This is a genomic window from Streptomyces sp. NPDC037421 (genome assembly GCF_055602105.1).
The window spans coordinates 55,049-68,180 of sequence record NZ_JBVJWV010000008.1 but is presented as its reverse complement, the minus strand read 5'-3'; the positions used below and the strand labels follow the sequence as shown (position 1 = coordinate 68,180).

At 72.1% G+C, this 13,132-nt stretch carries 13 protein-coding genes; 5 read left to right on the top strand and 8 right to left on the bottom strand.

Translation table 11 applies throughout. From position 1 onward, the window contains the following. Positions 1 to 58 precede the first annotated feature (58 nt). From ACZ7IF_RS14550 to ACZ7IF_RS14540, 3 genes are all read left to right on the top strand, one after another. Positions 59 to 907: a tryptophan 2,3-dioxygenase family protein gene (locus ACZ7IF_RS14550; protein WP_470969569.1), complete on the top strand. Its 849-nt coding sequence runs from the start codon at positions 59 to 61 to the stop codon at positions 905 to 907. Further along, positions 900 to 2,111 (top strand): kynureninase, encoded by a 1,212-nt coding sequence (kynU, locus tag ACZ7IF_RS14545; RefSeq protein WP_470969566.1) that lies wholly within the window; start codon positions 900 to 902, stop codon positions 2,109 to 2,111. Before ACZ7IF_RS14550 ends, kynU begins: the two co-directional genes overlap by 8 nt. A 171-nt stretch (positions 2,112 to 2,282) precedes the next feature. Then, complete coding sequence (locus ACZ7IF_RS14540; protein ID WP_470969562.1) at positions 2,283 to 3,158, top strand: alpha/beta hydrolase; 876 nt, start codon at positions 2,283 to 2,285, stop codon at positions 3,156 to 3,158. A 23-nt stretch (positions 3,159 to 3,181) separates the two neighbouring features. Here the strand turns inward: ACZ7IF_RS14540 and ACZ7IF_RS14535 are convergent, their stop codons facing one another. Then, complete coding sequence (locus ACZ7IF_RS14535) at positions 3,182 to 3,859, bottom strand: macro domain-containing protein (RefSeq protein ID WP_470969558.1); 678 nt, start codon at positions 3,857 to 3,859, stop codon at positions 3,182 to 3,184. A gap of 170 nt (positions 3,860 to 4,029) precedes the next feature. On the opposite strand from ACZ7IF_RS14535, the gene ACZ7IF_RS14530 reads away from it, so the two are divergent. Further along, positions 4,030 to 5,661 (top strand): ADP-ribosyltransferase domain-containing protein, encoded by a 1,632-nt coding sequence (locus ACZ7IF_RS14530; RefSeq protein ID WP_470969555.1) that lies wholly within the window; start codon positions 4,030 to 4,032, stop codon positions 5,659 to 5,661. 21 nt (positions 5,662 to 5,682) lie between these two features. On the opposite strand, the gene ACZ7IF_RS14525 is transcribed toward ACZ7IF_RS14530, so the two are convergent. The 3 genes from ACZ7IF_RS14525 to ACZ7IF_RS14515 all read right to left on the bottom strand — a co-directional run bounded on the left by ACZ7IF_RS14525 (position 5,683) and on the right by ACZ7IF_RS14515 (position 8,333). Beyond that, a complete protein-coding gene (locus ACZ7IF_RS14525) occupies positions 5,683 to 6,177 on the bottom strand; it encodes a carboxymuconolactone decarboxylase family protein (protein ID WP_470969553.1) in 495 nt (164 codons plus the stop codon). Between the two features lie 82 nt (positions 6,178 to 6,259). Beyond that, positions 6,260 to 6,889 carry a DUF6879 family protein gene (locus ACZ7IF_RS14520; RefSeq protein ID WP_470969549.1) on the bottom strand — a complete coding sequence of 210 codons (630 nt, stop codon included), beginning with the start codon at positions 6,887 to 6,889 and terminating at the stop codon, positions 6,260 to 6,262. 160 nt (positions 6,890 to 7,049) lie between these two features. After that, on the bottom strand, positions 7,050 to 8,333 hold the full coding sequence (locus tag ACZ7IF_RS14515; RefSeq protein WP_362458830.1) for an adenylosuccinate synthase: 1,284 nt from the start codon (positions 8,331 to 8,333) through the stop codon (positions 7,050 to 7,052). Positions 8,334 to 8,517: 184 nt separating this feature from the next. Here ACZ7IF_RS14515 and ACZ7IF_RS14510 point away from each other — a divergent pair, with 184 nt between their 5' ends. Further along, entirely contained in the window at positions 8,518 to 9,336 is an 819-nt protein-coding gene (locus tag ACZ7IF_RS14510; RefSeq protein ID WP_470970412.1) for a diacylglycerol kinase, read from the top strand. Positions 9,337 to 9,405: 69 nt separating this feature from the next. Here ACZ7IF_RS14510 and ACZ7IF_RS14505 read toward each other — a convergent pair whose 3' ends face one another. From ACZ7IF_RS14505 to ACZ7IF_RS14490, 4 genes are all read right to left on the bottom strand, one after another. Continuing rightward, positions 9,406 to 9,747, bottom strand: a complete 342-nt coding sequence (locus ACZ7IF_RS14505; RefSeq protein WP_470969543.1) for a hypothetical protein — start codon at positions 9,745 to 9,747, stop codon at positions 9,406 to 9,408. 89 nt (positions 9,748 to 9,836) lie between these two features. Continuing rightward, the gene (locus ACZ7IF_RS14500; RefSeq protein WP_470969540.1) at positions 9,837 to 11,054 is read right to left on the bottom strand and encodes a cytochrome P450; all 1,218 of its coding nucleotides are present in this window, start codon (positions 11,052 to 11,054) and stop codon (positions 9,837 to 9,839) included. A gap of 9 nt (positions 11,055 to 11,063) precedes the next feature. Beyond that, complete coding sequence (locus tag ACZ7IF_RS14495) at positions 11,064 to 11,723, bottom strand: response regulator (RefSeq protein WP_285547313.1); 660 nt, start codon at positions 11,721 to 11,723, stop codon at positions 11,064 to 11,066. After that, positions 11,720 to 13,045 carry a sensor histidine kinase gene (locus ACZ7IF_RS14490; protein ID WP_470969535.1) on the bottom strand — a complete coding sequence of 442 codons (1,326 nt, stop codon included), beginning with the start codon at positions 13,043 to 13,045 and terminating at the stop codon, positions 11,720 to 11,722. The genes ACZ7IF_RS14495 and ACZ7IF_RS14490 overlap by 4 nt, the downstream gene beginning before the upstream one ends. Positions 13,046 to 13,132 lie beyond the last annotated feature (87 nt).

The following is a 13,132-nucleotide window of genomic DNA, read 5'->3' as shown; positions in this document are numbered from 1 at the left end:
ACTTACCTCACCGGAAGGAGCGGACCGCTACCCGGAAGCACGTGTCGAGGAGACAGAAATGTCGCACGCCCTTGATGCCTCCGGAGCCGGTTCGGACACCCCGAACCTCGACTTCGCCGGCACGACTCCGTACGAGGACTACGTCCAGGCAGACGTCCTCACCCACCTCCAGCACCTGCGCTCGGACGATCCCGGCGAGATGGTGTTCCTGGTGACCACCCAGGTCATGGAACTGTGGTTCACGGTCATCGTCCACGAGTGGGAGACCGCCGCCCGCGCCCTGCGCGAGGACGACGTCCCGGTCGCGATGGACGCGCTGAAACGATCCCTCCGTGAGCTGGAGGCCCTGAACGCCTCCTGGCGGCCGCTGGCCCAGCTCACCCCCGCGCAGTTCAACTCGTACCGCGCCGCCCTCGGCGAGGGTTCCGGTTTCCAGTCGGCGATGTACCGCCGGATGGAGTTCCTGCTGGGCGAGAAGTCCGCGTCGATGCTGGTCCCCCACCGGGGCGCCCCGCGGGTCCACGCCGAGCTGGAGAAGGCCCTCCACGAGCCCAGCGTGTACGACGAGACCCTGCGCCTGCTGGCCCGCCGCGGCCTGCCGGTCCCCAAGGCGGTCCTGGACCGGGACCTCGCCCTGCGGTACGAGCCCTCCGCCGAGGTCGAGGCCGTCTGGACGGCCCTCTACGCGGACCCGTCCGGCCGGCACGCCGACCTGCACCGCCTCGGCGAGGTGCTCACGGACGTCGCCGAGCTGGTCTGGCGCTGGCGCAACGACCACCTGGTCGCGACGCGCCGGGCGATGGGCGCGAAGACGGGCACGGGCGGCTCCGCCGGGGTGACCTGGCTGGAGAAGCGCGCCACGAAGAACGTCTTCCCCGAGCTCTGGACGGCCCGCAGCCATGTCTGACGCCGCCGCGAACCCGATACCGGAGCTCCAGGAGCGGGCCGCGCGGCTCGACGCCGAGGACGGCCTCGGCAAGCTCCGCGAGCGCTTCACCCTGCCCGACGGGGTCGTCTACCTCGACGGGAACTCCCTCGGCGCGCTGCCGGCCGGGGTACCTGGCGCGGTGGCCGACGTCGTGCACCGCCAGTGGGGCGAGCTCCTCATCCGCTCCTGGGACGAGAGCGGCTGGTGGACCGCCCCGCAGCGGATCGGCGACCGCATCGCCCCGCTGATCGGCGCCGCCCCCGGCCAGGTGACCGTGGGCGACTCCACGAGCGTCAACCTCTTCAAGGCCCTCGTCGGTGCCGCCCGCCTGGCGGCGCCCGGCCGGACCCGGATGCTGGTCGACGCCACCACCTTCCCGACGGACGGCTACATCGCCGCGTCCGCCGCCCGGATGACGGGCCTCGAACTCGTCCCGGTCGACCCCGCCGACGCGGCCGGCGCCCTCGGCGACGACACCGCCGTGGTGCTGCTCAACCACGTCGACTACCGCACCGGCCGGCTGCACGACCTGCCCGGCCTCACCGCGGCCGCGCACGCCGCGGGCGCGCTGATCGTGTGGGACCTGTGCCACAGCGCCGGAGCCCTGCCCGTCGGGCTCGACGCGCACGCCGTCGACCTGGCGGTGGGCTGCACGTACAAGTACCTGAACGGCGGCCCCGGTTCCCCGGCCTACATCTATGTGGCCGAACGGCACCAGGGCGCCTTCGACTCCCCGCTGCCCGGCTGGAACGGCCACGCGCAGCCCTTCGCGATGACCCCGGACTACGTCCCCGCCGAGGGACCGGCCCGGATGCGCGTCGGGACGCCGGACATCCTGTCGATGCTGGCGCTGGAGTCGGCCCTCGACGCCTGGGACGGCGTGGACGTCGAGGAGGTCCGCGCCAAGTCCCTCGCGCTGACCGACTTCTTCCTCGAATGCGTGGCCGCGTACGTCCCGGACGGCAAGGTCGAGCCGGTGACCCCGGCCGAGCACGGACGGCGCGGCAGCCAGGTCTCGCTGCGGGCCGAGGGCGCCCGCGAGGTGATGGCGGAGCTGATCGCCAGGGGCGTGGTGGGCGACTTCCGGGCCCCCGACGTCCTGCGGTTCGGATTCACCCCGCTCTACGTCGGATTCGCCGATGTGGAGCGCGCGGCACGCACACTGGGTCACATTTTCGGGTGACGCGGTAGCGAAACGTCACAGCACGGGGCGGGCGGGGCTACGGCTCCGCCCGCCTCCGTGCGGGCTCGTTCCGGCGGTCAGTGGCGCGTGTCGGCCTGGTACGGTCCCGCTCAGTCGGAACACCGGAACATCTGTCCCCCCTGTCCCACGCGTTACCGAGAGGTTGAGCCGATGACGGACCCCGCAGTCGAACGGGACGCCGCCGAGGCCGCCTCGGCCTTCGCCCACCCCCCGGTCGGGCCCGACGCGAGCGGCGCGTACGGGGAACACCCCGACCAGGTCGTCGACTTCTACGCCCCGCGCGGGGACTCCACCGGCTCCGCCCCGCTGGTCGTGGTCCTGCACGGCGGGGCCTGGCGGGCCCCCTACGACCGGCAGCACATCACCCCCTTCGCGGACCTCCTCGCCCGGCGCGGTTTCGCCGTCGCCAACGTCGAGTACCGGCGCGGCAGTTCCCTGCCCCACCAGGACGCCGGCGGGCCGGTGGCCGGGCGCTGGCCCGAGACCTTCGACGACGTGGCCGCCGCCATGGACGCCCTGCCCGGCCTGGCCGCGGCCGCCCTGCCCGCCGCCGACTTCCGCCGGACCGTGGTGACCGGCCACTCGGCGGGCGGACAGCTCGCGCTGTGGGCGGCGGCACGGCACGTGCTGCCGCACGGCTCCCCCTGGCGGCTGCCCGCCCCGCCGCCGCTGCGCGGTGTGGTGGCGCTGGCCCCGATCGCGGACTTCGCGGTCGCGGAGGAACTCGGCGTCTGCGGCGGCGCGTCGGCGCAGCTGCTGGGCGGGCCGGAGCACTGGGAGGCCCGCCTGCCCTTCGCCGACCCGGCGGCGCTGCTCCCGACCGGCATCGCCACCACCGTGGTGCACGGGCGCGAGGACATCGTGGTCCCGCCGGCGGTGGCGGAGTCGTACGTGGCCGCGGCGGCGAAGGCGGGCGAGATGGTCGGCCTGACCCTGGTCGAGGGCGTCGGCCACTTCCCCCTGATCGACCCGGCCGCGGACGCCTGCGCGGTGGTCGCCGAGGAGATCTCCCAACTCGCCTGGTAGCAGCGCCCGTACGGGCCGGCCGGTCAGCGCCGGGGCGTGGCCCGCTTGGGCGGGGTGATGCGCACCCGCTTCTCGGCGGGGGCGTTCTCTATGTCGTCCAGCTGCGCGGTGATCGTGGCGCGCAGGTCGTCGTAGTCCTCGAAGCGGTGGTCGTTGAAGAGCGTGTAGCCCGTCCACATCAGGTTCGCGCAGACCCGTGCCGGCACCCGGCCGGTGCGGGCGCCCATGCCGACCAGCGCCACCGAGCGGATGCTGCCGGGCTTCTCCTCGTTCTGCCGGTGGACGGCCTGGAAGGCGGCCGCGCACGCCAGGGCCACGTTCAGGGTCTGGCTGACGTTCTGCGAGGACGTCTCCATCGTCGGCGTCGAGATCAGGAAGCGCGGGGTCAGGGCCCCGGACGGCACGCACACCGCGCTGCCCACCGGGAGGCTGCCGGCGAACCGGTCGCGTATCGCCCGCTGCACGCGCAGCTGGATGCCCGCTCCCAGGAAGCGCTTGACGGCGGCGTCGGCCCCGCCGTCCATCCGGCCGCGGGAGTTGGTCGGGCTGACCCACGCGTCGACGTCCTCGTCGAGGATCGAGCCCCGGCGGATCTCGATCCCGGGGGTGTCGGCGAAGGCGGCCCGCCACGACTCCACCACATCGGCGTTGACGTCGGTCAGTACGACCCTGAGCGCAGGCTGCACGCGGTCCTCGGTCATCATCCACTCCAATCGGGAATCGGTCTTTCCGACCACTCACCACGCTAGCGGCGGGCACTGACAATCGCCTTCGACGCAGCGGATGGTGATGGTCGGTCAGCGTTGTCAGTGCCCGCTGCTAGCCTGCGGAAAGATTCGAAGTCCGGCCCGACATTTCGGAGTTCCCCGCCATGCCCGAAACCAATTCCCCGGCAAATCCCGCACAGCCCGACCCGAATGACCCGCTGGCCCTCGCCGAATTGTTCAAGGGCGGTGGCGAGCCGTGGTTCCCGCTGCTCAAGCCCGTCATCGAGGCCCAGCCGAACGCCGCCGCGTTCATCGGCGCGGGCCGCAGCCCGGAAGTCGTCCCGGTCCGCGAGCTGACCTTCCAGGCGCTCAAGCCGAATCCGCCGCACAAGTGGAAGGTCGTCGTCTTCGGACAGAATCCGTATCCGAGGCCGGAAAGCGCCACCGGCATAGCGATGTTCGACAACACCTTCCACGACTGGAAGGACAGTCAGTTCGGCCGGGTCGTCAGCATTCGCTGCATCATCAAGGCCGCGGCGATGTGGAAGCACGGAATTCCCAAGAAGACCCCGATCGCCGACATACGCGCGCTCCTGAAGCAGCGGGACACCGTGCAGCCGCCGGAGTGGTTCCAGGCGATGCTCACCCAGGGCGTGCTCCTGCTGAACGCCGCGCTCACCGCGAGCAGCGACGCGACCCGGGGCGGCGCCGATCCGCACACCGCCTTCTGGCGGCCGGTCGCCGAGCGGATCGTCGAGGAGATCCTCAAGGCCAAGCAGGACGCCGACGAGGAGGACCGCGGGGTCGTCTTCGCCTGGTGGGGCGCCCACGCGCGCAGCCTGAAGAAGGTCGTCCTCGAACTCCAGAAGAAGTACCCGGGCGTCGAGGTCCGGCACATCGACCACGCCAATCCCGCGGCGCAGGGCGACGTCTTCTGCGACGGCGACCACTTCGCGACGGTCAACGACGCGCTCGCGTCACTGGGCGCGGCCCCCGTCGACTGGCTCCCGGAGAAGGGGTGGAACGAGCGTGCGGAAGGGGCCGGCGGGGCGGGCGGCGAGGACGTCGCGGCGCGCATGGGCGCCTTCATCGCGTCCACGATGGAACTGCACCAGCTGTATCTGGAGCGCCTCTCCAGCGTCAAGGACGAGGGCCTCGTCCTCCCCGCGATCACCGGGGTGTTCGACACCCCGCTCATGGAGTTCCGGGACGCCGTCGCACCCGTCGCCGAGCTGCTGTCCGGACTCGGCCGGCACGTCGACCGGTCGTACGAGTTCGGCAGGACGCGGGCGGACGGAGCGGCCGGCGGGCTGTCCGCCGACGCGGTCGCCGCGCTCTACCTCTACACCTGCGAGTCCGCGTTCTACCGGGAGATCAACGCCGTCCTGCGCTCCCCGGACCGCTCCAGGCTCGTCCCGTACCTGCCCTACCTGCGGCTGCTGTTCTCGGCCGTGTCCGGGCTGCCCGCGCGCACCGAGCCGCTGTACCGGGGCGTGGCGCTGGACCTGCGGGCGCAGTACCCGCTGGGCCGCACGGTCACCTGGTGGGGCGTGTCCTCCTGCACGCCGAAGCTCGGTGTCGCGCGGGGGTTCCTCGGCAGCCGCGGCAAGCGGACGCTCTTCGAGGTGGTGCCCGCCCGGGCGGTGGGCATCCGGGACTTCTCCGCGTTCACCGAGGAGGAGGAGTTCATCCTCTCCCCGGGAACGCAGCTGAAGGTCACGGACGTGAGGACCGAGCGCGGCGGGCTGTGTACGGTGCGGCTGACCGAGCTGGAGGAGCAGACCCTGGTCTCCTGACCCGGTGCGGGCCGCCGGTCCTCAGTCCCACTGCTGGTCGGCGAGGGAGGCCACCGGCTGGGGCTTGCCGATCACGGCCAGGGCGATGAAGAAGTTGATCTGGCCGATCGCGATGGTGAGGGTGGCCAGCGCCTTCTCGTCGTAGTGCTCCGCCACCTCGGCGTACAGCTCGTCCGGGACGCGCTCCTGGCCGCGCGGGGCGGGCTGGAGGGTGGCCTCCACCAGGGCGAGCGCGGCGCGCTCGGCCGCGGTGAAGTACGGGGCGTCCTGCCAGGAGGAGACGGCGGTGATGCGCTCCTCGGACTCGCCGGCCTTGCGGAGGAAGGCGGTGTTCAGGACGGTCAGGTAGGTGTTGTGGACGATCTGTCCGGCGCGCAGGTGCACCAGGCTGATCGTGGTGCGCGGCACCGAGCGGTTGCCGGTGGCGCGGAAGAGGGCGGCGCTGATGTCGTTCAGCTCGGGCACGAACTCGCCCGGGTTGGGCATCCGGGAGATCGAGGCGGGGGCGTTCGTCATGGTTGCTGCTCTCCTTCGGTCGGTGTCTTCACAGCACTGACCCGGGGGAGAGCACGGATGTGACGGGCCCGGGAGATTTTTTTCAGGCCGCCGGGGGCGGCGGCAGGTGCGCGACGGAGTGGGTGAAGTAGGTCCGCAGGTCCTCGGCCCTCGCGTAGGCCCGCTTCACGTACACCTCCCAGGGCCTGACGATCGCCGGGTCCTCGTACCGGCGGCTGCCCGTGTGGACGCCGGCGGGGGTGTGGAGGACCTCGTACAGGACCCGGCCGTCGAGGATCACGATCTCGGGCAGCCGGCCGCCGTCGGCCGCCTCGGCGAAGGAGAACTCCTCGGCGGACAGCACCCGGGTCTGGTGCCCGGCCTCGGCGCGCATGTGGAGCCAGTGCAGCTGCCACTGCACGTACGGGGACAGCGGTTCCTCCACCACCCGCAGCCGGCGGAAGGGGGAGCCGTTGCGGCTGTCCTCGTCGGCGGCCCGGCGCGCGGTGGTGCGCTCCGCCTCGATCAGCCGGAGCACCTCCCGCCAGTCGCCCTGCCGCAGCGCCTCCCGGGTCGGGTTGCCGGTCTCCTCGAAGTGCTGGAGCCGCTCCAGCCGCCAGGACTCGCCGTTGCGGACCGACGCGCGGCGCGTCCGCAGTTCTTCGGCGTAGGCGTCGGCGTCGAGCGCCTCGCCGAGGGTCGCCGGGAGCGCCGGCGCGCGGAGATCGTGCATCTGGAATCCCCAGCCTGGGTGAAGGTGTCCCGACTGTACCGAACGTGATCCGGCGGACGCGGTACGTGTTCGCGCGGGTCTGCCGAATACGCCGAAGGGGCGGGGAGCGCGGTGCGCCCCCCGCCCCTTCGGGCGTCGTGTCCGGCCGTGGCCGTGGTGCCTAGAGGAACGAGTTGATCTCGATCGTCTCGGTGCGGCCGGGGCCGACGCCGATCGCGGAGATCGGGGCGCCCGACATCTCCTCCAGGGCCTTCACGTAGTTCTGCGCGTTCTTCGGCAGGTCGGAGAAGGTCTTGGCCTTGGTGATGTCCTCGGACCAGCCCGGGAGGGTTTCGTAGATCGGCTTCGCGTGGTGGAAGTCGGTCTGCGAGTAGGGCAGCTCCTCGACGCGCTTGCCGTCGATCTCGTACGCGACGCAGACCGGGATCTCCTCCCAGCCGGTCAGCACGTCCAGCTTGGTGAGGAAGAAGTCCGTCAGACCGTTCACGCGGGTGGCGTAGCGGGCGATCGGGGCGTCGAACCAGCCGCAGCGGCGGTCGCGGCCGGTGGTCACGCCGCGCTCGCCGCCGATGCGGCGCAGCGCCTCGCCGTCCTCGTCGAACAGCTCGGTCGGGAACGGGCCCGCGCCGACGCGGGTCGTGTAGGCCTTGAGGATGCCGATGACGCGGCTGATCTTCGTCGGGCCCACGCCGGTGCCGGTGCAGGCGCCGCCGGCGGTCGGGTTCGAGGAGGTGACGAAGGGGTACGTGCCGTGGTCGACGTCGAGCAGGGTGCCCTGGCCGCCCTCGAAGAGCACGACCTTGTCCTCGTCCAGCGCGTTGTTCAGGATCAGGGTGGTGTCGGCGACGTAGCCCTTGATCTGGTCCGCGTACTGGAGCATCTCCTCGACGATCGCGGAGGCCTCGATCGCGCGGCGGTTGTACAGCTTCGCGAGGAGCTGGTTCTTGCCCTCCAGGGCCGCTTCGACCTTCTGGGTGAGGATCGACTCGTCGTAGAGGTCCTGGACGCGGATGCCGACGCGGTTGATCTTGTCCGCGTACGTCGGGCCGATGCCGCGGCCGGTGGTGCCGATCTTGCGCTTGCCGAGGAAGCGCTCGCCGACCTTGTCGAGGGTGACGTTGTACGGCGTGATCAGGTGCGCGTTGCCGCTGATGAGCAGCTTGGAGGTGTCGATGCCGCGCTCGTTCAGACCGCGCAGCTCGGAGAGCAGGACGGCCGGGTCGACGACGACACCGTTGCCGATGACCGGGGTGCATCCGGGGGAGAGGATGCCGGAGGGGAGAAGGTGCAGCGCGTACTTCTGGTCGCCGACGACCACCGTGTGGCCGGCGTTGTTGCCACCCTGGTAGCGCACTACATAGTCAACGGATCCACCGAGCAGGTCGGTGGCCTTTCCCTTGCCCTCGTCACCCCACTGAGCTCCGAGCAGCACAAGAGCGGGCACAGGCGTACACCTCTTCCGGATGGGGCATGTCCAAGGTCAGGGGGCGTACGACGATGTACACCGCAGGCTGAGCCGTCGGACCGGTGCCCCGGAATAGACGAAGGCCCTGGCGCAATAGCGCAAGGGCCTCTTGCACAAAGATGCTACCCGAGGAAGGACCGAGGTGTCGGCTCCAGAGCCCGCCATGAGCCATGCGGGTGCGCCGGTAGGCGGCCTGCTCGTGCTCGTCGACCCGGTCGCCCGCCGTCTTGACGGCGAGTCCGTGCGAATCGCGAAGGATGTGTTGTCAGCGGGAGCCGCGGCGAAAATCTGCCTCCCGGATTCGCAGGAGGAATTTGCGCGGGCGCTCGCCCGCCGGGGTCATCGGCGGCCGGTGATCGTGGGCGACGACCGGGCGCTGGTGCGGGCCGTGGGGCTGCTGCACCGGGAGCGGGAGCCCGGCGAGCGCGTGGTCTCGCTGGTTCCGGTGGGTCAGCCGGGGTCGCTGGCGCTGGCCCGGTCGCTCGGGGTGCCGCTGTCGGCGGTGCTGGCGGCGAGGACGGCGCTGGACGGGGTCCCGCGGCCGAGGGACCTGCTGGTGGACGACGGCGGCGGGGTGGTGCTGGGGGGTTTGCGGATCAGCCCGCCGGTGTCGGCCGTACGGCGCGGCGGGGGCTACCGCTCGCTGCTGCGGACGCTGCTGCCGAGCCCGGCGGCGCCCGCGTGGCCGGTGCACCGGCTGCGCGTGGAGGTCGACGGGGTGGTGCTGGCCGACGGGGACCGTCCGGTGGAGGACGTGGCCGTACGGACGGCCGGAGGTGGCGCGGGGCCGGCGGAGGTGGTGGTCCGGCTGTCGGGAGCTCCGCCGCTGAGGGGGTGTGCGGAGGCGGTCACGGTGTCCGGGGCGGTCGGGGTGTCCGGTGAGGACTTCCGCTACCGCGCGGACCACGCCCTGGCCGGGCCGGTGCGGCGGCGCACGTGGACGGTGCGGCGGGCGGCGTGGGCGCTGACGCTGCCGAGGTGAGGTGAGGTGAGGTGCCCGGTGCGGGACGGGCGTGGCCGACGGCCCCGCCCGCCCCGCACCTGAGGTGCCCTACCGGCCGGCCGTCTCGTTCGCGGCGGCTTCGATCAGGTCGCAGACGGGGCCCGGCTGGGAGGCCAGGGAGGCGTGCGAAGGCCGCCGGGGGGTGCTGTTCGGTGATCGCGCCCGGGCTCTCCCCGGCGTCGGGGGCGAAGGCCGCGATGTAGACCAGCCCGGAGACGTTGGGCAGGTCGCCGGCCCCGGTTCGGCGTCGTCGGCCAGCGAGGTCAGCGGGTTCTCCACCGCGTGCAGGTCGCGGAAGCCGCGACGGTGCAGCTCGGTGATGACCTTGGACCAGTGGGCGGCGCCGCCCCAGAATCCGTGGACCAGGACGATAGCGGGCTTTTCGTGCATAAGGGGGCGTGCCTCTTCTCGCGGCGGGGCGGGGAGCTGCGTTCGATTCACGCTGGGCAGCCCTCCCGCCGCCCGCCACCGGGGCCGGCCTAGAACTCCACCAGCAGCTCGCGCAGCCCCCGGATCACATAGCCCTCCTGCCAGCGGGGCTCCCGCACGAGCCGCATCGGCGGGCCTCCCGCATCGAGCAGCGCCCCGAACGAGGCCGCCAGCTCCAGCCGCGCCAGGGGCGCGCCCAGGCAGTAGTGGATCCCGGCCCCGAAGGTCAGGTGCGGATTGTCGGCCCGTCCGAGGTCGAGCACGTCCGGGTCCTCGAAGCGCGCGGGGTCCCGGTTCGCGGACCCGAAGAGCAGCGCCACCTCGGCCCCGCGGGGGATGACCGTGCCCCCGATCTCGATGTCGTCGAGCACCCAGCGCTCGAACATCTGGAGGGGTGTGTCGTAGCGCATCAGTTCATCCACAGCTGTGGACAACTTTTCCGCGCCCGCCGGTCCGGGGTGCGCGCGCAGGGCGGCGAGCTGCCCGGGATTGCGGAACAGGGCCCACCAGCCGTTCACCGTGGTGTTCACGGTCGCCTCGTGCCCGGCGTTCAGCAGGAGGACGCAGGTCGAGATCATCTCCTGCTCGCTGAGACGGCCCTCCTCATCGTGGGCGGCGATCAGCGCGGAGATCAAATCCGCGCCGGGCTCCTTGCGGCGCTCGGCGATCAGCTCCCGCAGATAGGCGCTGAACTCCACGCTCGCCGTCACCGCCCGCCGCGCGGTCTCCGCGTCCGGCCGCAGCTCGAACATCCCGCAGATGTCCGCCGACCAGGGCCTCAGCAGTCCCCGGTCCCCCTCCGGGACCCCCAGCAGCTCCGCGATCACCGCCACCGGCAGCGGTTCGGCGACGGCGGTGAGCAGGTCCCCGCCCCCGGCGGCCCGCAGCCCGCCCACCAGCTCCCGGGCCAGCCGCTCGACCGACGGCGCGAGCCGCTCCACCATGCGCGGGGTGAACGCCTTCGACACCAGCCGCCGCACCCGGGCGTGCGCGGGATCCTCAAGGTCCAGCAGACCGTTCCCGTTGAGCACGTGGAACGGCTCGTGCTCCGGCGGCGGCGCCTCGCGCCCGAACTCCTCGTGGCTGAACCGGTGGAGGTAGGTCCGCCCCAGCCGCCGGTCCCGCAGCAGGGCGCTCACATCGGCGTAGTGCGGCACCAGCCACTGTCCCGTCGCCCCGCACCACACGGCCCTCCCCCGCTCCCTCAACTCCCGGTAGGCGGGGTACGGATCGGCGACGAACGCGGCATCCCACGGATCAAAGCGCATCCCAGCACCCTAAGCAGGCGTCACCAGCCGTGTCTCGTAGGCGTACACCGCGGCCTGGGTCCGGTCCCGCAGGCCCAGCTTCACCAGGATCCGGCTCACGTGCGTCTTGATCGTGGACTCCGCGACCAGCAGCCGGTCCGCGATCTCCCCGTTGGACAGCCCCTGCGCGATCAGCACCAGCACCTCCGTCTCCCGCTCCGTCAACTCCGACACCCCCGAAGGGTCCGCCGCCCTCTGTACCTCCGAAAGCTTCGAGAACTCCGAGATCAGCCGCTTCGTCACCGACGGCGCGAGCAGCGCCTCCCCGGCCGCCACCACCCGCACCCCCTCCGCCAGCTGCCGGGCGGAGGCGTCCTTCAGCAGGAACCCGGACGCCCCCGCACGCAGCGCCTGGTACACGTACTCGTCGAGGTCGAAGGTCGTCAGGACCAGCACCTTCGCGTCCGTGTCCGCCGCCACGATCTGCCGCGTCGCCTCCAGGCCGTTCATCTCCGGCATCCGGATGTCCATCAGCACCACGTCCGGCCTCAGGGCCGCCACCTGTGCGATGGCCTGCCTGCCGTCGACCGCCTCTCCGACGACCTCGATGCCCTCCATCGCGTTCAGCAGGACGGAGAACCCCTCGCGGACCATCATCTGGTCGTCGACGATCAGCACCCGGATCGTCATGCCGGCTCCTCCTCGGGCTGCGGCCGGCTGCGCACCGGTATGAACACGGCCACCTCGTACCCGCCGGAGCCGGTCTCCCCGGCCGTCATCTCCCCCTCCAGCATCGCCACCCGCTCCCGCATCCCGGTGATCCCGTGCCCGGCTCCCGGCGAGGGCGGGACGTCCCCGTCAGCCGGACCGTTGACCACCCGTATCCCCAGACCGCCCAGTACGTACGAGACCTCCACGCCGGCCGCCGCCCCGGGGGCGTGCCGCAGGCTGTTGCTCAGGGCCTCCTGGATGATCCGGTACGCCGACAGCTCCACGCCCTGCGGCAGCTCGCGCACCGCACCCGTGACGGTCTTGTCCACGCTCAGACCGGCCTCCCGCACATTGGCCAGCAGCCCGTCGAGGGAGGCCAGCGTCGGCTGCGGGGCCTCCGGAGCCTCGTAGTCCGCGGACCGCACCACACCCAGCACCCGGCGCAGCTCCGTCAGGGCCGCCACCGCGTTCTCCCGGATGGTGGCGAAGGCCGCCTCCAGCTCCGGCGGCGGATTCTTCACCCGGTACGGGGCCGCCTCCGCCTGGATCGCCACCACCGACATGTGGTGCGCGACCACGTCGTGCAGCTCGCGGGCGATGGTCGTCCGCTCCTCCAGCAGCGTCCGCCGGTCCCGCTCGACGGCCGTCACCTCCCGCTCGGCGATCACCTCCCGCCGGGCCTCCCTGCGCGTGTTGCGGACCGTCACCACCAGCAGGGCCACCGCCGAGAAGAAGGCCATCGGCGCGACGGCGCCGCCCTCCCCGCCGACCAGGATCGGCAGGACCGTCCCGTACAGCAGGGTGATGAACCACATCCAGGCGGCGGCCCGGGGCCGCAGCCGCATGGCCACGAAGGTCATCACGACGAGGGTCGCCACGAACGTGCTCGGCGACCACGGCCAGGACAGGTTCCGGTCGGAGAACACCGACAAGGCGGTGGTCAGCGCCAGCACCACCCAGAACGCCCCAGCGGGACGCACCAGGGTCATCAGCACCGGACCCGCCGCGAGCAGCCCCAGCACCACGAACTGGACCGGCGGCCCGCCGTACTGGTTGTCGGCGCTCGCCAGCATGGTCACGAAGAACGCCGTCACGACCACCACGGCATGCGGCAGATAGGCCGCCTTCGGCCGTATCCCCTCGGGGAGCCGGCGAACCAGCGGGCCGTCCGTCCGCATCAGCGGGAGCGGCCGGTAGGCGAAGGCATCGGTGATCAGATCGTCGCGCAGGCTCTGGATCAGGCCCGAAGCCATCCGCAGTTCGGGAGGCCGGGGGGTCGCCCCGGTGGTCGTCTCGGTCATGTCCAAACCGTAGGCCGGTGCCCCCCTCGACCGCGTCGCCGCCGAAGGGGATTTCCCCGGGTCCCCCTCAGGTACTACACGGGGCCC